This is a genomic window from Candidatus Flexifilum breve, from assembly GCF_016713355.1.
Window position 1 is genome coordinate 640,305 of the sequence record NZ_JADJPI010000004.1, and the last position, 19,096, is coordinate 659,400.

Below are 19,096 nucleotides of genomic sequence, written 5' to 3' on the forward strand. Positions count from 1 at the left end.
CGCTTGACAGCCTCTATACCCCGCGCTTATGCTGTCCTCAAATACCCTAAGATCATGCGCCGGGAAACGCCGTGAGCGATCACCCCTATTGGCTCGGCTTCAGCCTCGTCCCCGAAATCGGTCTCAAACGCTTCAACCTGCTGCTGCACGCCTTCGGTGACCTGCGGAGCGCGTGGTATGCGGATCCAGCGACGCTGCGTAACAACGGGCTCGATGGCAAAGCGCTCGCCAATCTGATCGCTTTCCGCGACCGGGTAGATCTGGACGCCGAACTGGCCAGAATCGAGCGTGTAGGGGCACGCCTGCTCACGCTGCTTGATGATGAGTACCCCGTGCTCCTGCGCACCATTAACGGCGCGCCACCACTGCTTTACGTGCGCGGGACGCTCACCCCCGCAGATGGTCTAGCCATCGGACTAGTCGGCACGCGCAAAGTCACCGTGTACGGCAAAGATGCCGCGGCGTATTTCAGTAAGGGCTTAGCCGCTAACGGCGTCACGATTATCAGCGGGCTCGCCCACGGTGTCGATACGGTCGCGCATCGCGCCGCGCTGGACACAGGTGGGCGGACGCTGGCGGTGCTCGGCTGTGGTATTGATGTGATGTACCCGCGCGATAATGCCGCGTTAGCGAAAGAGATTGCAGCGCATGGCGCAATTCTGAGCGAGTTTCCGCTCGGTACGCCCCCGGAAGCACAAAACTTCCCCCGGCGCAACCGCATCATCAGTGGATTAGCGCTCGGCGTGCTGGTGGTCGAAGCGCCGGAGAAGAGCGGCGCGTTGATCACCTCGTCGTTTGCCGCCGAACAGGGGCGCGACGTGTTCGCCGTCCCCGGCAATATCTTCAACCCGTCGAGCATGGGCGCAAACCGCTTGATTCAGGATGGCGCGAAACCCGCGCTGACGGTCGAGGACATTTTAGGCGAAATCAATGTCACTTATACGACGATGACCACGCGCGAACAAGCTCAAGAATTCGCGCCGGAGGATGAAAACGAAGCGGCGCTGCTGCAATTTCTGAGCGCTGAACCGATCCACGTGGACGATTTGGTGCGCCTGAGCGGCCTCTCGACGCCGACCGCTATCAGCACACTCACCTTGCTGGAACTAAAAGGCGTCATCAGCCTTGTTGGGCATATGCAATATCGAACCGAAAGGAAACCGTAAGTGAATCACAACTACGCAATGATCATGGCAGGCGGTGGTGGTACGCGTTTGTGGCCGATGAGCCGCGCCGATATGCCGAAGCAGCTTCTCCCCCTCGTCGAAGATCATTCCATGTTCCGCGTGAGCGTCGAACGACTCGCGCCGCTCTTCCCGCCGGAACGCATCTACATCGTCGCGGGCCGCAATCACGTCGAGAAACTGCGGGCGGACGCGCCCAGTATTCCCGCGCAGAACTTCATCGTCGAACCCTATGGGCGGGACAGCGGCCCCGCCGCGGCGCTCGGCATCGCCGTCATCCAGAAGCGTGATCCGCAGGCCGTCGTCGCCATTCTCACCGCCGATCATCACATTGCCCACAAAGAGATGTTCCGCAATGTGTTGGGCGCGGCGAGCAAGCTGGCGCGGCACGGGCACATTGTCACACTCGGCATCTCGCCTTCCCTGCCGTCGACCGCTTTTGGTTACATTCGGCGCGGTCAGGCGATCAAGAAAGTCGATGACTTCCAGTGCTACGAGTCGCTCGGCTTCACCGAAAAGCCAGATACCGTCAAGGCGATCAGCTTCATCCGCTCGGGCGAATACAGTTGGAATTCCGGCATGTTCATCTGGACGGCGGAACGCGCCATGAGCGAATTCGCCCGCCAGCAGCCCAAGATGCACGAGCTGATCATGCGGCTGCAGCCCACCGTCGATACGCCGGACTATGACGCCACACTCGATGAGATTTGGGCGGAAATTCCGCGTATCTCCATCGACTTCGCGGTTATGGAAGGCGCGCAGAACATGGCCGTCATCCCGGTCGATATCGGCTGGAGCGACGTCGGCAGTTGGGATGCACTCTTCGATGTGCTCGACTTGGACGACTCTGGAAATGGCTTCAAAGGAGCATCGGAAGATCGGATCACGGTTGACACAAAGAACACACTGGTTTACAGTGACAAACTGACGGTCACCATAGGCATTGAGAACCTCGTGATCGTCGACACCCAAGATGTGCTCATGATCTGCCACAAAGAACGCACACAGGACGTCAAAAAAGTCGTCACGATGCTGCGAGAGACAGACAACACGAATTACCTATAGAGGGTTAGACCCGCATGACTGAACTTCAGGCGTACTGCGTGAAATGCAAGACCAAACGGGAAATTGCCAATCCGCAACCCGCCTTCACGAGCAAAGGCACACCGGGCGTCAAGGGGTCGTGCCCGGTGTGCGGCACGACCTTGTTCCGCATGGGCGCAACCGAAGCACACGCTAACCTGCCAAAACCCGTGATCGAGCCGAAGCCCGCCGCGGCGAAGAAAGCCAGCGGGAAGAAGGCGACGACTAAAAAGAGCGCCACGGCGAAAAAAGGCAAGAAAGCGGCGAAGGCGTCCGAAAAGGCAGCGCCACGCAGTAAAGCGCCGGTCGGCAAGTTAGTGATCGTCGAATCGCCGGCCAAAGCCCGCAGCGTCGGGCAGTACCTCGGCAAAGGGTATGTGGTCAAGGCGTCGAAGGGACATGTGCGCGACCTGCTGGTCTCGCAGCTCTCCGTCGACGTCAAGAACAACTTCGAGCCGAAATATCGCGTGTTGAATGATAAGCGCGATGTGGTCAAAGACCTGAAAGAAACGGCGGAACGCGCGCAGGAAATCTACCTCGCGACCGACCCGGATCGCGAAGGCGAAGCGATTGCGTGGCACTTGCACGCCGCCGCCGATATGGAAGCGCTCACGGGCAAACCGGTGCAGCGCGTGGTCTTCCACGAAATCACTCAGAGCGCGGTGCAGGAAGCGTTCTCGCACCCGCGGCAGATCGACATGAATCTCGTCAATGCGCAGCAGGCGCGCCGCATCCTCGACCGTTTGGTCGGCTACAATGTGAGCGAACTGCTCTGGGAGAAGGTGCGCAATCGCCTCTCCGCCGGACGCGTGCAGAGTATCGCCGTCCGCTTGATCGTGGATCGCGAGCGCGAAGTCGAGACGTTCGTACCCCACGAATACTGGACGCTGGACGCCAAACTGCGCAAGGCGCAGAATGGCAAAAAGGAAGATGGTAAACCCTTCCTCGCCCGCCTGTTCAAAATTGGCGACCACGACGTGCATTTCAATTCCAAGACCGCCGTCGATCAGCATCTCGAAACGCTCAAGCACAGCCAGTACGCGGTCGCCGATGTCAAACGCGGCGAACGGGCACGGCGGCCGTCGCCACCGTTCACCACCAGCACGCTCCAGCAGGAAGCGTCCCGACGCCTGGGCTTCAACGCGCGGCGTACGATGTCGGTCGCCCAGCAGTTATACGAAGGCATTGATGTCGGGACGGAAGGCTCGGTGGGTCTGATCACGTACATGCGTACGGACAGCACCGCCGTCTCGCATCAGGCGCAGAAAGAGGCGCGCGACTACATCGGTAAGCGCTTCGGCAAGCCGTATGTGCCCGCCCGTGCCCCGGTCTACAAGACCAAGACCAAAGGCGCGCAGGAAGCGCACGAAGCCATTCGCCCGACCAGCACGATGCGCGAACCGGATGCCATCAAGCGCAATCTGTCGAGCGAACAGTACCGCCTGTACAACCTGATCTGGCAGCGGTTCGTCGCCAGCCAGATGGAAAACGCGGTCTACAACACGCTGCGCGTCGACATCGACGCCGGGGCGACGCCCGCCGAACGCAAGTATCACTTCCGCGTATCGGGCAGCACGATTAAGTTCAACGGTTTCCTCGCCCTTTATGAGGATGCACGCGACGAAGACCTTGCGCTGGACGAAGACGAAGGGCGCATCCTGCCGGAGATGTCGGTCGACGAGCTGCTCGACCTGCTGCAGCTCATACCAGAACAGCACTTCACGCAGCCACCGCCACGTTACACCGAAGCGAGCCTCGTCCGCACGCTGGAAGAGTTCGGTATCGGTCGTCCGAGCACCTATGCGCCCACCGTCGCCGTCATTCAGGATCGCGAATATGTAACTCGTGAGGACAAGCGCCTCATCCCAACCGAAACCGGCCGCGTCGTGAACGATTTCCTCGTGGAATACTTCCCGGAAATCATGGATTACCAGTTCACCGCCCGCATGGAAGACGAACTGGACGAGATTTCCGACGGCAAGCGCCAATGGCGCCCCATGCTCGGCGATTTCTACAATCCCTTCCAGCAGCAGTTGTCGCATGCCCGCGCCACCGCGCCGGACATGAAAGCCGAAGAGGAAATTGGCCGCCCCTGCCCCGTCTGCAGCAAGCCGCTGGTGATTCGCTATGGACGTTTTGGCAAGTTCATCGGCTGCTCGGACTATCCGAACTGCCGCCACACCGAACCGTGGCTGGAACGCCTTGGCGTGAGCTGCCCGGTGTGCGGCAAAACGCACCACGGCGAAATCATCATCCGGCGGTCGAAGCGCGGCCGTACGTTCTATGGCTGCTCGCGCTACCCGGACTGCGATTTCACCAGTTGGAAAAAGCCGCTCCCGCAGCCCTGCCCCAACTGCGGCGGGATGCTGGTCGAAGCGTCGCGAACGCGCGCCGAATGCACGAGCTGCGGCACCAAGCACTCCCTTGACCGTCTGCCATCCATCAGCGCAGAGCCCGTCTAGTCTAAACTCCCCGTAAGCACGCTGAAAAGAGCGTGCCTACGGGAGTACATTTGTCTGTGTTTCCTTTGCGCTTTCTACCGTTTCGTGTACTATATTCTTATTCGTTGTCGGACGCGCTTTCACCCGGAAGGCTGCTCGTATGCAATGGTTAAAAGATACATATAACGGGCTGGTAGTCGTTCTGCTCAAGCCCTATTTGCCTCGACGTGTGACCCTCTTCGCAATTCTGTTGGGGATTTTGATCGGTTTTCTGGGCGCTTATGTGCTCTTCCCCACGCAGTATTACGATGGTGACCTCCGCACGCTCGAACAAACTTGGCAGAATGAATGGGTGAAACTGCTCGCCGATCGCTATGCAGGGCGCACGTCAGACACCAGCGCGTTCATCACCGATGCCTTACGCCAGGTGGATAATCCACTCGGCATTGTCGATACGCTGCTCGCGACGCCCGAAGAAGCCGAGAATTATGCGAAGCTGCAGGCCATTCGCCCGCTGGCGGAAGCCGCCCAGCCGACTGCAGCCGCCGCCCCACCCGAACCGACGGCCTTGGATAACCTCCGTCCGTTCCTGATTGTCCCGATTGTGACCCTGCTCGTCGTCACCATCGTGATCATCATCTACGGGATGTTCATCTACCCGAACTTGATCGAACCGCTGTCGCGGCGCGGTCAGAAACCTGACCCGGTACGACAAGCTGAAAAAGAAAACCGGGAAGCGGCGAAGAAGGCCTTTGAAACTCAGAAAACCGACTTTTCGGCGGCGGCCAATAACTACGGCCCACCGCTGATGCAGAAGATGTCGACCTACACCAAGGGTTTCGGCAGCTACGACGACTCGTTCACGATTGAGGATGCCGAAGAGAAATTCCTCGGCGAAACCGGTGCACTGATCGCGGAAGGCGTCACCACCGACGGCTCGTCGACCGCCTTTGAAGTGTGGTTGTTCGACAAGGACGACTTTGTCCGCACGATGACCAAGGTTTTCGCCTCGGAACACGCTTTCAACGACCCCGGCGTCCGCTCCAAGCTGGAAGAAAAAGGCGATGTGGTGCTGGCACAGCCGGGCGCCATCCTCGTGCTGGAAACCGCCGCGCTCCGCCTGCAGGCACGCATCATCGAAATGCAGTATGTCGCAGGAACGCCGATCCCGAACAGCCAGTTCCAGAAGCTGACGCTCGAATTGGCCGCGTGGCAGAAAGCGCGCACAGGCGCACCCGCCACGGTGACCGCACCAGCCGCGCCGCCGCTCGCCCCCATCACCCAACCGCTGCCGCCCGTCCAGCCGACTTACACGCCCGCGCCGACGCAGCCGATCTACACGCCGCCACCGCCGCCAGTGCAGCCGGCGCCGCAGCCCTACACACCAGCGGGTTATGGGACACAGCCGCCCATCCAGCGGCCACCCCTGCCCCAGCAGCCGCCCCCCGCGCCGCCGCCGCGTACTACTCCGGACGATGATCCGTTCGGCGGTACCGGCGATTTCACGCCAATCACCTAATTCAGACAGAATCAAAACGCCCGGCATTATGACCGGGCGTTTTTTGTTGACACAATCAGCGGATGTTGTACCTACTTGATGCTCTTGATCTTCACGACGGTTTCGCCGTTCGGGGTCTTCACGCGCACCTTGTCACCCTTTTTCGCGCCGAGGAGCGCCGCGCCAATCGGGCTGAGATTGGAGATTTTGCCTTCAGCGGGGTTCGCCTCGGCCGCGCCGACGATGCTGTAGGTCTCTTCGTCGTCGTAGCCTTCCTCAATGATCGTCACCATCGAACCAAGCGACACCACATCGGTCTTGCCTTCGCGCTGGATGATGGTCGCCGTGCGCAGAATATGTTCCAGATACTTGATGCGCCCTTCGATGAACGCCTGCTGTTCTTTCGCATCGTGGTAGTTGGCGTTCTCTTTAAGGTCGCCTTCAGCCACGGCCTCGGCGAGTTTCTTCGCGAGTTCAGGGCGGCGCACGGTGATTAACGTATCCAATTCGCGTTTCAGGTCCGCGTAGCCTTCGGGGGTGAGCGCATTCTCACTCGTCATGGTGTTTGCCTTACTATCTCCCTATCGGTACCATCCAGCAATTCTCGGCGTTGAGCCGCCAGCGTCATCACATTTTGCCGATGCAGTTCAACCGCTGAACCGTGCAGCAGAATGCGGCTTTTGCCGCAGCGTTCAATGTCGATGTTTTCCAGCGGCTGACCTTTTTCCAGCGCTTGATCGACGGCTTTCCGCAGCGCATCCAAATAGGCGATGTCGTTTTTCAGCCGATCTTCGATTTCTCCGCGCAGGACGATGTCGCCATGCCCCTGAATCACGTTCTCGTAATTGCCGCCGCGCAGACTCTGCAGCGAGGCGTACAGTTCATCAAAGCTGCCGTCGACAAAATGCGGCAGCGCCATGACCGTGTCTGCGGCCAGCAGCACACGATCTTCCTTGACCAGGCACACCACGGAGTCCGGGCTGTGACCGGGAGTCGACCAGAGGTGAAAGCTCTTATTCCCCAACGAGAATTGATAGCTTTCCCGGAATGTCGTATCCGGCAGCACCAGTTCCACATCACGCAGTTCAGGCACATGCTGCTTCGCCTGCTCCAAACTTTCCCGACCGCGACGTTCCAGCAGATCGCGGCACTTGGCATGCGCGATCACCTGCGCGTTGGGGAAAAAGCAGGTTCCCGCCGTGTGATCGGCGTGAAAGTGGCTGTTGATCACGACTTTGACGGTCGTACCCAAGCGACGTTCGACATAGCGGTGAATCTGGCGCGTTTCGTCGGGGTACAGGAGCGTATCGAACAACACCGCCCCTTCGTTCGTGGTGATCAACGTCGCATTGACTTGTGCGTACTGGTCACTGATAAAGACGTAGATATCGTCGGCGACGCGCTCACGCTGCATTATTCAGTCCTACACAAGAACAAAGCGGAACGTAAGACAGTATAGTCACTGGAAAATCGAAAATCAAGTCGAGAAGACGGTGAGAGTGAGGCGAAAAAACTGGAGTATAATGTACAATGAAATGTATCTACCCGATATTCAACAGAGAGACAAGGCTATGCGAAATCCTCGAACGAAGTTGATCTGCATCCTTCTGCTCGTGCTCCTGGTTCCTCTCTCCGGGCTGAGTGCCCAAAACGACATCCCGACGCTGACGATTGCCGTCATCGACGACCCGAGCGGGCCACTCATGGATGGCGCGCGCTTGGCTGTCCGCCAAATCAACGCAGACGGTGGCGTAGCGATCACAGCGACGACGACAGCGCAGCTCAACTTGCTGCCCGTTCTGGATACGGCCCGCGACAACCCTGAAGGCTTGGTCGCGGCGCTGCAGGCGCAGGATGTCATAGCGGTGCTCGGCCCTATCACGAATGATGAAGCGATCAGCCTGATACCGCAGTTGGTCGCGCTCGGCGTACCGATCATCACTCCGGCCACGAGTGACACCCTGCTCACCAGCGACGCGAGCGGGCTCGTCTTCCGCAGCCGCGCATCGGATGTGGTGCAGGGACAGGCCCTCGCCGCCTTCCTGATTCAGGAGCTCGGCCTGCGCACCATCGCCACCGCGCAGTTGGATATCGCCAGCACGGCGCAGCTCTTGGGCTTCGCGACCTCCGCCTCAACGCTCGGCGCTGCCCCCTCGCCGACGCTCTTCATCAGCGACGCGAGTGAGATCGCGACGCAAGCCGACCAACTGATCGCGGCCAACCCGGAAGCCATTCTCGCGTATGGTGATGTGCCCTCCGTCGCCAGCCTGTATGCCGCGCTGAAGGCCGGCGCGTGGAACGGGCTGTTCATCTACCCGGATGCGGCGCGTTTGGGCAGCGTGCTGCCAGATGGCTTGAGCAGCGGCATCCTCGGCACGACGACGTGGGCGTACACCTTTACCGATACCCTGAGTATCAATTTCGTCAATCTGCATGTGCGCACCTATGGCGAAATTCCGAGCGAACTCGCCGCCGCGGGCTATGACTCCATTCGCATGCTCGCTGAAGCCCTGGCGCAGCCCAACGATTTGCGCACCAACCTGCTCACCCTGCCCGAAGCGCGCGGACTGCAAGGCGTGCTCGATCCGTCGACACTCGCCAACGGCGAAACCACTGAGAACGTCGCCATCACCCGCCTGAATGAGTTCGGCGCTCCCGAAGTGATTGCGCTGTACCGGCGCGGCGACCCCTTCACTGCCGCGCAAGACCCGGTTGTCATCGTCCCGACCGCCACACCGCTGCCTGATGGCACATTCGTCACCATTACCAGCACGCTGCAAAACGTGCGTTCTGGCCCCAGCATGGACTACCCCATTCTCGGTCAACTCAATGAAGGCGATCAGGCCGAAGTGGTGGGACGCAGCATCGACAGCCAATGGGTGGTAATTGAGTTCATCGGCGATCCCGGTTGGCTGGCCGTTGATCTGCTCGAAATTACGGGCAGCCTCGCGGATGTGCCCGTCGTCGCGCCGCCAACCACGCCCGTCCCGCCGACCTCCGCCGTTCAGCCGACGGCCACCCCTGCGGGCACTCCCGATGTGATCATCCAGTCAGCCGTCGTCAACCCGACGCCGATCATCTCCGGGCAGACCTTCACCATTGCCGTCACGGTCACGAACATCGGCGCGGCTCCGACCGGAACGTTCTCGGTGGGCGGCACGTTCGCGCCCAGCAACCTATTCCTGAGCGGGCAGGTGCCAGCGCTCGCGCCCAGCCAATCGCTGGTCGTGAATCTCTCCGGCGTGTTCATCGCCAACGGCCAGTTCACCTCGTCGCTCATCATCGACTCGAATAATCAGGTCAATGAGGGAGCAGTTGGCGAACAGAACAACATCTACAACCTGACCTACAGCATCGACCGAGCCGTCCTGCGGCAGGCCTCGCAGACGCTCAACCTCGGCGACACGCTCGACCTTGAAGGCAACGGCGTGCAGGGAGATGTCAACTGGAATGCGGATGGTGGAGTGGGCCTGGATGGTCTCTTCGGCGCGAAGCTGGGGATTGTGAGCGGCGTCGATCTGAACGCCATCACCTATGATGCGATCAATCCGGCCAACCTCACGCGCGACAGCATCCCGCGCACCGAGATGTTCCCCGGCACCTTGATCGGTGTGCGCACTGCCGACGGAAATCGCGGTGTGCTGCGCGTGGACGCCGTCAGCGACACGCAAATCACCGTGACGTTTAAGGTTTACAGCGGCGGGTAACCAGTCCTAAACCGTTCACGCTCAACTGTCCCTCCCTATTCAGAGAGGGACAGTTGAGCGCATCAATTGGGTTTAGCTGCTAGTTAAGCTGCACGTTGATAAACGTGGTCCGGTTTGGGTAAAGATAGATCAACTGCTGGAAGCGGACGCGGCCATTCTCGCCGACCGTCACCATGTAGTAATCCGCGGGAATATCGCCGAGCGTGAAGTTCTCTCCGAACACATCATCCCCGTTGACTGAGGTATCCGCGTAGGTCCACGCGTAACGTGTCAAGCGTTCTGACTCCACTTTGAGTGTCACATCATAGAGGATGTTGCCCGCCGCATCGGTGACCCGCCCCGCCAGCGTGCCATACGTCGGATACGGGCGAATCCAGAGTTCCGGGTTGCGGGTGGCGCAAAAGCACTGCGGGTCGCCCACGCGCACTTCAAAGTGCACATGGGGTCCCATCGCGACGCCGGTCGCGCCAATCGTGCCAATCTGCTGACCATTGCTGACAGGCTGCCCCGTCTGCACCGCAATCTGATCCATGTGGCCGTACAGCGTGAACAGCGGACGACCATCCGGCGCGGTCGCGTTGTGCTGAATGATAACCAGATTGCCATAGTAATTGGTGATCGGGCCGAACATGGATGTCAGGTCATCACCCGCAAAATAGACGACGCCATCCGCCACCGCGTACAGCGGCGTACCGCGCGGATTCACGAATTCGACGCCGTGGTGCACCTGCAAGCGTCCGCCATTCGTCGCGCCATACGGATAATTCCGGTCGACCCAATTCGTCGCCGTGTCGCTGACCGGACGGCGGAACATGAAGTGATCCGCTACCTGCACCGACGGATCGGGCGGCGGCGGCGTGAGCGTCGGACGCGGCGTGCCGCTCAGTTCAGCTTCGGAGACGGTCGCCGAGGCAATGATCAATTCGAGCGGTGTGGGCGTCAGCGTGAGCGTGGGCGGGCGCGTGTTGGTCGGGAAGAGCGTCGGCGTGTAGGTCGAACTTGGCGTCAGCGTGGGTGTAGGTGTTTCGGTCGGGGTTGCGGTATCCGTCGGCGTGACCGGAATGGTCGGCGTCCGACTCGGCAGCAGACCGCCCGCGGTCGGCACCGGAGTGCTGTTCTGCGCCAACGCCTGATAGGTCGGATCGATGGTCGCTACGAACGGCGTCACCACGTCGACCGGCTGACAAGCGTTCAACACGAACGCGAATATGACAAGGATGGTTAGCTTGCGAACCAAATGATCCTCACCGAAATAATCTGGGCAGAGAACGGGTTAGGTTTCTTCATCGTCGACAAAGGTCGGCGGCTTGGTGGGCGGACGAACCTCAGGTGGGGGTGTGCCCGCGCGCAGCGACTTGAGCGTCTCTTCGTCAATGGTGCGCCCGTTATAGCGCGCGTACAGCGCCGGGCTCTCAAACGGATCGACCGCATACCGCCAGGCATGCGCGCCAACTTGGCGCAGCACAGAACGACACTCGGTGCAGCGCACCGTACTGCGCGGGCGCGGAATACCGACAAGGCGATCCGTGCGCGTCTCGACATTCAGATGGCCGCGACCACACACGGGGCAGGTCTCGACGATGAAACCCTCGGCAAAGCGTTCCTGCGCCGCCAAACCACGCCAGTACAAGCCGATATACACGAGGATAACAATCAACGCAATCACGCCGATCACGGCTTCAAGCGAGATCTGCACACCACCGCCCGTGGGCGCGGTCGTCTGTGGGGTGGGCGTCGGTGTGAGTGCCACTTGGGCGGCCGCAGCGGTGGCCGTGGGCGGGAACAACTGCACCACTTCGCGCGTCGCACTCGGAATAAGGTCGACGGTCGGCGTTGCGGTGGTCGTCGGGACCGATGTTGCGGTCGGGACAGGCGTATTCGTTGGTGGTACAGGGCTAGCTGTGCTGGTCGGACGCTCGGTCGCCGTCTCCGAGGGCAGCGGCGTGGGAGTGGGCGTCTCGGTGGCGGGCACGGGCGTGCGTGACGGGCGACGCGTCACCGTATCGGTCGGCACCACGGCCACGGCGACTTCTTCGGTGGCGGTACTGCTCGCGGTCGGCGTCAGCGTATTCGTCGCCGTTGGCTCGACCGTCGCCGTATTTGTAAATGTCGCGGTCGGCTCAGCGGTGTTCGTCAATGTAGGCGTGCTCGTCTCGGTCGGCAGCGCCGTGTTGGTATTGGTCGGTTCCGGTGAAGCTGTCGCCGTGTTCGTGGACGTCGCGGTCGGCTCAGCGGTGTTCGTGAAGGTGGGCGTGCTGGTCTCGGTCGGCTCCACCGTGTTGGTATTGGTCGGCTCCGGTGAAGCCGTCGCCGTGTTTGTGGACGTCGCGGTCGGCTCAGCGGTATTCGTGAAGGTGGACGTGCTGGTCTCGGTCGGCATCGCCGTGTTGGTATTGGTCGGCTCCGGTGAAGCTGTCGCTGTGTTCGTGGACGTCACGGTCGGCTCAGCGGTGTTCGTGAAGGTGGGCGTGCTCGTCTCGGTCGGCATCGCCGTGTTGGTATTGGTCGGCTCCGGTGAAGCTGTCGCTGTGAAGGTTGCGCTCGGTTCCGGCGTGAGAGTCGCCGTAGCTGACGGGGTCGTGGTACTCGTGGGTCCAGGCGACACCGAGTTCGTCGCGCTCGGGACTGCCGTCCGCGTCGGCACGGCCGTATTGGTCGGGAATGGCGATGGCGTGGAGGTAGCCGTGGGCGTCCATGTGAAGGTCGCGGTCGGCGTTAGGCTCGGCGTATTGGTCACGGTGAACGTCGCCGACGGGGTCGAGGTCGCGCTCGGGGTTGGCGTGAACGTCCCCGTCGCTGTGGCGGTGGGCGTCGCTGACGGCGTGAAAGTCGCACTGGGCGTCAGCGCATAGATTTGCAGAATCGGCAGGGAGGGCAGCGGAACGGCCAAATCAACCAAGCGCCGCGCAATCCACGCGAAGCCATCGCCAAAGCGAATAAGTATCCAACTGGAATCTTCCGTGCGCCCGACCGGCTCGATCACCGTGCCGCTCTCGAGCTGCCCCAAGACCTGATAGCGGAAGTTGGGACCCGACCGTACGAACGCTTCGACCCCGGCCGCATCCACCCAACTCCCGTTCGGTGTGGCCGTCGCGATAAACGGCGTCTCCGTCGGATCAGGGGAGAGCGGCGTCGGCGTCAGGTTACTTTCGTCGAGTGTGGGCAGCGCGTCAACATCGACCGCCCAATACGCGAGATCACGGCGAATCCAGCCAAAGCCGCGGTTATAGCGAATCAAAATCCAACTACCCGATTGGCTGCGGTTGACCGGAAACACGCGATCGCCTTCGACCAAGCGCCCGACCGGGAGCGACTGCTCCGTCGGAGCCGACCGCACGTAAATATCCCGTCCGGTGACATAGCTGCCAAGCGGTGTTGGCGTCGGCTCTTGCGCCCACGCCAGCGATGCGCTCAACAACGTAAGTATCAGCACGATGATCAGACGGAATTTCACAGAGACTATTCCTACGGTAAGCACGGCCAGCTTATCCTACCATGACGGCTCGACATACACCACTTTACATACCGATTGTAAACGTGAGCGGGTCGTTGATCGGGCTGTCGTTGGCGAAGAGCTGCACCGACCACGTGCCTGCGCCAAAAACGTCGCTGGTCGGCTCAATGTAGAACCACAAGCAGAAATCGTCGTCATCCTGCGCCACCGTGAAGGACTCGCTGTAAGACGGCTCTCCTTCGTAATTCCACTGCACGCGCATGACCGTGCCTGCGCGGATGTTGAGCGCGCGTGTGGTCACATAAATACGCCCCACATCCGCGGTAAAAGCGGTCACCAACCCGTTGGAACAGCCATCCGAGTCGCGGACGGTGAGCGCTGTGCCCACATCACTGAAGGGCGTGTTGCTGGTGATCTGCGGATCAGCGGGGTTCGCGGTCGCGCCGGCGGCGGGCAGGGGTGTCGGCTCTCCCAGCACGCCGAGCGGCGCAGGCGATGCAACATGCCCCGGCGTCGCGCCACCATTATTCTGAACCACTTGCTCGGTCGGGGGGAACACGGCGCGCATGGTCAGCAGCAGTTGATTGTTGATCTGTTCGCCCGCCGCGACGAGCGTTTCGCCCGCGCTCACCGTAGCGCGAATTTCCGTCGCCTGCGCCTGTGCCGCCTGAGCGATACTGGTCGCTTCCAATTCGAGTCCGGCGCGATTCGCCTGTACAGTGGCGGCGGGGTCGGGGGCGCTCAAGGCGCTGCAGCCAACGCTGAGCAGCATGAGCAGCAAGGCGAGCACAACGATGGGCAACCGACAGTACGTTTGTTTTCCGATCATGCGTCTCATCATGGTTAGCGGACAAAACAGGCGGACTTTAGCAGATTTCCGGTACAGATACCAGACTATCTTGCACAGAACCCTATTCGATGCTATCATGACCTCATTCGGAGGCCCCCATAGCTCAGCGGATAGAGCGTTGCCCTCCGGAGGCAAAGGCGCAGGTTCGATTCCTGCTGGGGGCACCTTAGCGACGTTGACACCCAACGTCGCTTTTTGTTGTGCCTGCTATGTCCGCTGATGATTGACCCCGGCGGCGTAGAACTTGTCCTGCAGGCGTTTGGCGGTTGTATCCGCCTTGATCGCGCGAATCGCTTCGACGAGCGCTTGCGCCGCGCCGCTGAGCAGTTCTTCGCCTTGAGCCGCCGTCGCGCTCGCCGCATTGCCGGCATAGTGCGTCGGGTGATCTCCATACCACCAAATACCCGTCATAGCCCCCTTATCCAGCAGATGATTCATGCGCCCCAACGCCTCGCCCTCACCATCGGTCGGCACATGCTCCATGTGGACGAGATCCGGGCGGATAACAAGCATCGCGCTCGTCTCAGTCGGGCCAGCATGGTCGGTAGCGAAATTGGAGCGACTGGCGAGATAGACCACATAGTCACGCGCGCTGACGAGCTGACTCTGCTGGAAGTAGGGCACCAACGCATTGTTACCGCCGTGCGCGTTGACGATAACGATCTTTTTCAGTCCGTTACGTGCGATTTCCCGGCACACGTTATCCAACAGGTGCAAAATGAGGTCCGGGTCGATGGCAATCGTGCCCGCGACGTGCCGCGCTTCAAGGATCTGCGTGAAGATAAAATCCGGGAAAATGACGACGGGTTCGAGCGCCGCCGCCCGGTTACAAACTTCCCGAGCGATAAACATGTCTGTGCCCAGCGGCGCGTGATGTCCGTGGCGTTCGATGCATGACAGCGGCAGCAAACACACACCTTCGCTTTGGGCAACCGCCTGACCAAACTGATCTCCAGTAAGTTCTTCCCAACGCATCTTGTTTTACCCTTCTGCCTCAAACCACTGCACTTTTAACGTAAGCATAGCAGGAAACGGGACATTCGGGGCGGTCGAGCGCAGCCAATTGCGCCCCTTGATCTGACCAAGCATCGCCGACAACCATTGTGGAAAAGTCCATCCCTAAATCCACTGAATGTCGTAATATACTGTTAGGCAGTGGTTAGAGATTGCCCAATGAGTTCACTATGCAGACTGGCATCGAACAAGCTTTTATCGACGATATGCGGGCTCTTCAGGAGCTGCATCTCGAGCTCCTTGAGGTGGAAGACCCGGAACAACTTTACGTGAAGATGGTGCAGCTCGTGCAAGAACGACTGCACATTGACCGAATCGGCCTTTTCCTGCTCACTCCCGATGGACGGCAGCTCCTCGGCACGTACGGCGTCGATGTGGACGGCGGTATTCGGGATGAACGCTACTATCGCGAAGACGTGTGTACTAACCACTGGACGTTCGAAATCCTCAACAGCCCCAAACATGTGAAACTGTGGGAAACCGGGGACCTTCGTGACAACGGGGAGACCGTCGGTCAAGGGTGGAAAGCCGCCACGACCCTGTGGGATGGCCGCAACGCGATCGGCTATATCGTCATCGATAATTTCGTCACCCACCGCCCACCGCGCTCCTACGAAGCCGAGCTCATTTCGATTCTCGGCAACACCTACGGCCATCTGATTGACCGCAACCTGCGGACGAATATGGAACAGGCCTTTCTGGATGACATGAAAGCGCTGCAGGAGCTGCACCTCGAACTCCTTGAGGTCGAAGACCCCGAACAGCTCTACATCAAAATGGTGCAGCTCGTTCAAACCCGCCTGCACATCGACCGCATGGGGTTGTTCCTGCTGAACGAAGACGGAACGCAGCTCAACGGCACCTACGGCGTGGATGTCGACGGGCAGATCCGCAATGAGCGCTACTATCGCGAAGAAGTTACCGCTGACCACTGGACGTTCGAAATCCTCAACAGTCCCAAGCACGTCAAACTGTGGGATGCCGGCGCTATTCACGACGACGGCCGCGTCATCGGTCACGGATGGAAAGCTGCGGCCACCCTGTGGGACGGGCACAAAGCCATCGGCTACATTGTCATCGACAACTTCGTCTCCCACCGCCCGCCGCGCCCTTACGAAGCTGAACTCATCTCCATCCTCGGCGGTACCTACGGCCACTTGATTGAACGCAAGCAGTATGAACATTTCGTCCAACAGCAGAACGAAGCGCTGATCAAGACAAATCGCGAATTAGCCGTCGCGCGCAAGCAGGCCGAATCGGTCAGTCAGCTTAAGAGCCAGTTTCTCGCCAACATGTCCCACGAACTACGTACGCCGCTCAATGCGATCATCGGCTACACGCAGCTTCTCCTCGCCGGGATGGCCGGCGCGCTCTCCAGTGAGCAGCAAGATTTTCAGGATCGCATTCTGGTCAATGCCCGCCACCTGCTCGCGCTGATCAACAGCGTCCTCGATTTATCGAAGATCGAAGCCGGACGCATGGAACTCGTCGAGCGCACGTTTGATCTGCGCAAATTCTTCACGAACCTGCACGCTCAAAACGCGGTGCTGGCGCAGAATAAAGGTCTCGCGCTGAACTTCCATATCGACCCTGCCCTGCCCGACGTGATAGTGGCAGATGATGAGCGTTTGCGGCAAATTATCATCAACTTGCTCTCGAACGCGATCAAGTTCACGGATCACGGCGTGGTCGAGCTCGAAGCACGCTGCGGGGATAGCAATTCGTGGCGATTGATCGTTAAGGATACCGGAACGGGCATCCCCGCGCACATGCAGCAAAGCATCTTTGACGAGTTCCGGCAGGCTGATGATGGGCTGCGCCGCGGTGGCACGGGCTTAGGTCTCGCCATCACCCGCCGACTCGTCCTCATGATGAATGGGAATATCCGCGTGCACAGCGAAGTTGGGGCCGGCAGCCGGTTCATCATCGAACTGCCCTTGGTCACCGAAACCACATATGCCGCTGGGTGAAGGACGGCAGCGTTCCTTAACCAAAGAGAGGAAATGGCAGGAGATGTCAGGAAACGCCGATAAAAACTGGACCGTTCTGATCGTCGATGACACAATGGATAACCTGATTGTGGCTAAAACCGTGCTCAAATTTCACGGTGCGACGGTCTACACCGCGATGAATGGTGAAGAGGGTCTGAAGGTTCTGCAGGATGTCACGCCGACCGTGATCCTGCTGGATATACGTATGCCAACGATGGATGGTTGGACCATGTTCCGTCTGGTGCGTGAGAACCCGGCGCTCAACCACATCCCCATTATCGCCGTGACCGCGTATGCCATGCTCAGTGACCGGGAAGAGATCTTAGCGGCCGGCTTTGACGGTTATATCTCCAAACCCTTTGATATCAGCCAGTTTATCATCGACATCGAAGATGTCGTTAATCGTGCAGCCCAACACAGGAATTGAACTCATCAATGAAAACATCTGCTTGGAAAGTCATTGTCGTTGAAGATACCTACGATGATCAGCAGGTCGTCTCGTACATGCTGCGTCATCATGGCATTGAAGTGCACATCGCTCACAACGGCGAGCAGTGCCTCGAAATGCTGAACATGTTTGAACCAACGTGCATCGTCACTGATCTGGACATGCCCATCCGTGACGGTTGGCAAACCCTGAGCGCTGTGCGGGCCGAAGCGCGCACGGCCCATATTCCGATCATCGCCATCACGGCGTATCATGCGACGGACGTTGCCGAAAGCGCCATCCGCGCCGGGTTTGATGGCTACTTTCCGAAGCCATTGAATCCGCAGACATTCGTCTCGCGCTTGCAGGAGATCGTTCAGGTCTAGGGCGTCATGGCCACGATGCGAAACCCGCGATCATAATTCCAATCATCCGCGGGGAAGCCAGCCTGAAACGTGACGCGGGCCTCATGCTGTGAGCTCGTCCATGCGCCACCACGCGCATAAGCATAGGGGCGACCGTCAATCTCAAATAGATCGTCGCACCACTCCCACACATTCCCACTCATATCGAGCACGCCAAACGAACTTATCCCCTGTGGGTACTGCCACACAGGGGTGGCTTGTTTTTTCTGGCTCTCCCGCGTGTTGCAGCACGCGACATCAAACTGGTCGCCCCACGGAAAGCGGCGGTTCTCATCGCCTTGTGCCGCGCGCTGCCATTCGGCCTCGTCCGGCAGCCAGATGATACCATCACCCCATTCGCGCGTCAGCCAGCTGCAAAAGTCCGTCGCCATGTTCCATGTGACGTTCGTGCGCGGCACATCATCCCCGGCGAACGCCGACGGCTTGACTTCCGTGCCGGTCGCCTTGGCAAAGACCCGGAACTGCGCATTCGTGATCGGGTACTTGGCGATGTAGAACGGCGCGACGGTCTCGACGGTTTGACGCTCGCCCTCGCTCAACGTGACCGTGCCCGACGGGATCGCGCACCATTCAAATGGTTCCGGCAGAGGCAGCTTCGGCGGCTCAAAATCGGGCAGCAGCGCCGGAGCGCTGACCTCGGGCGGAATGATCTGCGCGAGTTGGGTGTAGAACTTCTGCGGCGGCATGCCACCCTCACGCGCGTCAAAGTGCTGGAGCGATTCGACGGCCAACCAAATGTCGCCGTCGATCCAGATCGGGAAGATCGGCTTATTCAAACGCTGCGCGCGGCTCAACTCATTCTTGACCCACGTCGACGCCTTCGCGTTCCGCGACATGATGAGCACAAACGCCCCGCATTCGTTCAAGTGCGCTTCAATCACGTCCGACCATTCCGCGCCATAATCGATGCGGCGGTCGATCCACACCTGAAAACCCGAAGCTTCGAGCGAAGCACCTAGCTGATTCGCGTATTCACTATCTTTGTGGCTGTAACTGATGAAGATGTGGCTCATAGGCTCTGT

15 protein-coding genes and 1 tRNA gene are annotated in these 19,096 nt (G+C 59.8%); 9 read left to right on the forward strand and 7 right to left on the reverse strand.

The window, feature by feature from the left end; all coding sequences use genetic code 11:
• Window positions 1-71: 71 nt before the first annotated feature.
• The 4 genes from dprA (at window position 72) to IPK17_RS03610 (ending at window position 6,227) form a co-directional block, all read left to right on the forward strand.
• Window positions 72-1,166 carry a DNA-processing protein DprA gene (gene dprA, locus IPK17_RS03595; protein WP_343416300.1) on the forward strand — a complete coding sequence of 365 codons (1,095 nt, stop codon included), beginning with the start codon at window positions 72-74 and terminating at the stop codon, window positions 1,164-1,166.
• Complete coding sequence (locus IPK17_RS03600; RefSeq protein ID WP_343416301.1) at window positions 1,167-2,249, forward strand: mannose-1-phosphate guanylyltransferase; 1,083 nt, start codon at window positions 1,167-1,169, stop codon at window positions 2,247-2,249. It begins immediately after the preceding gene.
• Between the two features lie 14 nt (window positions 2,250-2,263).
• Entirely contained in the window at window positions 2,264-4,729 is a 2,466-nt protein-coding gene (gene topA, locus IPK17_RS03605; RefSeq protein WP_343416302.1) for a type I DNA topoisomerase, read from the forward strand.
• A 139-nt stretch (window positions 4,730-4,868) separates the two neighbouring features.
• Window positions 4,869-6,227 (forward strand): hypothetical protein, encoded by a 1,359-nt coding sequence (locus IPK17_RS03610; RefSeq protein WP_343416303.1) that lies wholly within the window; start codon window positions 4,869-4,871, stop codon window positions 6,225-6,227.
• 71 nt (window positions 6,228-6,298) lie between these two features.
• Here IPK17_RS03610 and greA read toward each other — a convergent pair whose 3' ends face one another.
• Both greA and IPK17_RS03620 read right to left on the reverse strand, forming a co-directional pair.
• A complete protein-coding gene (gene greA / locus IPK17_RS03615) occupies window positions 6,299-6,766 on the reverse strand; it encodes a transcription elongation factor GreA (RefSeq protein WP_343416304.1) in 468 nt (155 codons plus the stop codon).
• Entirely contained in the window at window positions 6,763-7,620 is an 858-nt protein-coding gene (locus tag IPK17_RS03620; RefSeq protein ID WP_343416305.1) for an MBL fold metallo-hydrolase, read from the reverse strand. Before IPK17_RS03620 ends, greA begins: the two co-directional genes overlap by 4 nt.
• A gap of 157 nt (window positions 7,621-7,777) precedes the next feature.
• Between IPK17_RS03620 and IPK17_RS03625 the strand changes: the two genes are divergently transcribed.
• Window positions 7,778-9,913 carry an ABC transporter substrate-binding protein gene (locus IPK17_RS03625; RefSeq protein ID WP_343416306.1) on the forward strand — a complete coding sequence of 712 codons (2,136 nt, stop codon included), beginning with the start codon at window positions 7,778-7,780 and terminating at the stop codon, window positions 9,911-9,913.
• Window positions 9,914-9,992: 79 nt separating this feature from the next.
• Here IPK17_RS03625 and IPK17_RS03630 read toward each other — a convergent pair whose 3' ends face one another.
• From IPK17_RS03630 to IPK17_RS03640, 3 genes are all read right to left on the reverse strand, one after another.
• Window positions 9,993-11,150, reverse strand: a complete 1,158-nt coding sequence (locus IPK17_RS03630; RefSeq protein ID WP_343416307.1) for a M23 family metallopeptidase — start codon at window positions 11,148-11,150, stop codon at window positions 9,993-9,995.
• Between the two features lie 36 nt (window positions 11,151-11,186).
• Window positions 11,187-13,367, reverse strand: a complete 2,181-nt coding sequence (locus tag IPK17_RS03635) for an SH3 domain-containing protein (RefSeq protein ID WP_343416308.1) — start codon at window positions 13,365-13,367, stop codon at window positions 11,187-11,189.
• A gap of 64 nt (window positions 13,368-13,431) precedes the next feature.
• A complete protein-coding gene (locus IPK17_RS03640) occupies window positions 13,432-14,196 on the reverse strand; it encodes a hypothetical protein (protein ID WP_343416309.1) in 765 nt (254 codons plus the stop codon).
• A 113-nt stretch (window positions 14,197-14,309) separates the two neighbouring features.
• Here IPK17_RS03640 and IPK17_RS03645 point away from each other — a divergent pair.
• Window positions 14,310-14,381: transfer RNA gene (locus IPK17_RS03645), tRNA-Arg, on the forward strand.
• Between the two features lie 43 nt (window positions 14,382-14,424).
• Here the strand turns inward: IPK17_RS03645 and IPK17_RS03650 are convergent.
• Window positions 14,425-15,192 (reverse strand): creatininase family protein, encoded by a 768-nt coding sequence (locus IPK17_RS03650; RefSeq protein ID WP_343416310.1) that lies wholly within the window; start codon window positions 15,190-15,192, stop codon window positions 14,425-14,427.
• Window positions 15,193-15,401: 209 nt separating this feature from the next.
• Here IPK17_RS03650 and IPK17_RS03655 point away from each other — a divergent pair, with 209 nt between their 5' ends.
• From IPK17_RS03655 to IPK17_RS03665, 3 genes are read left to right on the forward strand one after another with little or no spacing between them, the layout of a single operon-like run.
• Complete coding sequence (locus IPK17_RS03655) at window positions 15,402-17,201, forward strand: sensor histidine kinase (protein WP_343416311.1); 1,800 nt, start codon at window positions 15,402-15,404, stop codon at window positions 17,199-17,201.
• Window positions 17,188-17,649 (forward strand): response regulator, encoded by a 462-nt coding sequence (locus tag IPK17_RS03660; protein ID WP_343416312.1) that lies wholly within the window; start codon window positions 17,188-17,190, stop codon window positions 17,647-17,649. Before IPK17_RS03655 ends, IPK17_RS03660 begins: the two co-directional genes overlap by 14 nt.
• Window positions 17,650-17,657: 8 nt before the next feature.
• Entirely contained in the window at window positions 17,658-18,035 is a 378-nt protein-coding gene (locus tag IPK17_RS03665) for a response regulator (protein ID WP_343416313.1), read from the forward strand.
• On the opposite strand, the gene IPK17_RS03670 is transcribed toward IPK17_RS03665, so the two are convergent.
• Window positions 18,032-19,087 (reverse strand): SUMF1/EgtB/PvdO family nonheme iron enzyme, encoded by a 1,056-nt coding sequence (locus IPK17_RS03670; RefSeq protein WP_343416314.1) that lies wholly within the window; start codon window positions 19,085-19,087, stop codon window positions 18,032-18,034. The genes IPK17_RS03665 and IPK17_RS03670 overlap by 4 nt on opposite strands.
• Window positions 19,088-19,096 lie beyond the last annotated feature (9 nt).

Coding starts and splice junctions, on each gene's coding strand:
- topA (WP_343416302.1), top strand. CDS start 2,264: ATGACTGAACTTCAGGCGTACTGCGTGAAATGCAAGACCAAACGGGAA.
- IPK17_RS03610 (WP_343416303.1), top strand. CDS start 4,869: ATGCAATGGTTAAAAGATACATATAACGGGCTGGTAGTCGTTCTGCTC.
- greA (WP_343416304.1), bottom strand. CDS start 6,766: ATGACGAGTGAGAATGCGCTCACCCCCGAAGGCTACGCGGACCTGAAA.
- IPK17_RS03620 (WP_343416305.1), bottom strand. CDS start 7,620: ATGCAGCGTGAGCGCGTCGCCGACGATATCTACGTCTTTATCAGTGAC.
- IPK17_RS03625 (WP_343416306.1), top strand. CDS start 7,778: ATGCGAAATCCTCGAACGAAGTTGATCTGCATCCTTCTGCTCGTGCTC.
- IPK17_RS03640 (WP_343416309.1), bottom strand. CDS start 14,196: ATGATCGGAAAACAAACGTACTGTCGGTTGCCCATCGTTGTGCTCGCC.
- IPK17_RS03650 (WP_343416310.1), bottom strand. CDS start 15,192: ATGCGTTGGGAAGAACTTACTGGAGATCAGTTTGGTCAGGCGGTTGCC.
- IPK17_RS03655 (WP_343416311.1), top strand. CDS start 15,402: ATGCAGACTGGCATCGAACAAGCTTTTATCGACGATATGCGGGCTCTT.
- IPK17_RS03660 (WP_343416312.1), top strand. CDS start 17,188: ATGCCGCTGGGTGAAGGACGGCAGCGTTCCTTAACCAAAGAGAGGAAA.
- IPK17_RS03665 (WP_343416313.1), top strand. CDS start 17,658: ATGAAAACATCTGCTTGGAAAGTCATTGTCGTTGAAGATACCTACGAT.
- IPK17_RS03670 (WP_343416314.1), bottom strand. CDS start 19,087: ATGAGCCACATCTTCATCAGTTACAGCCACAAAGATAGTGAATACGCG.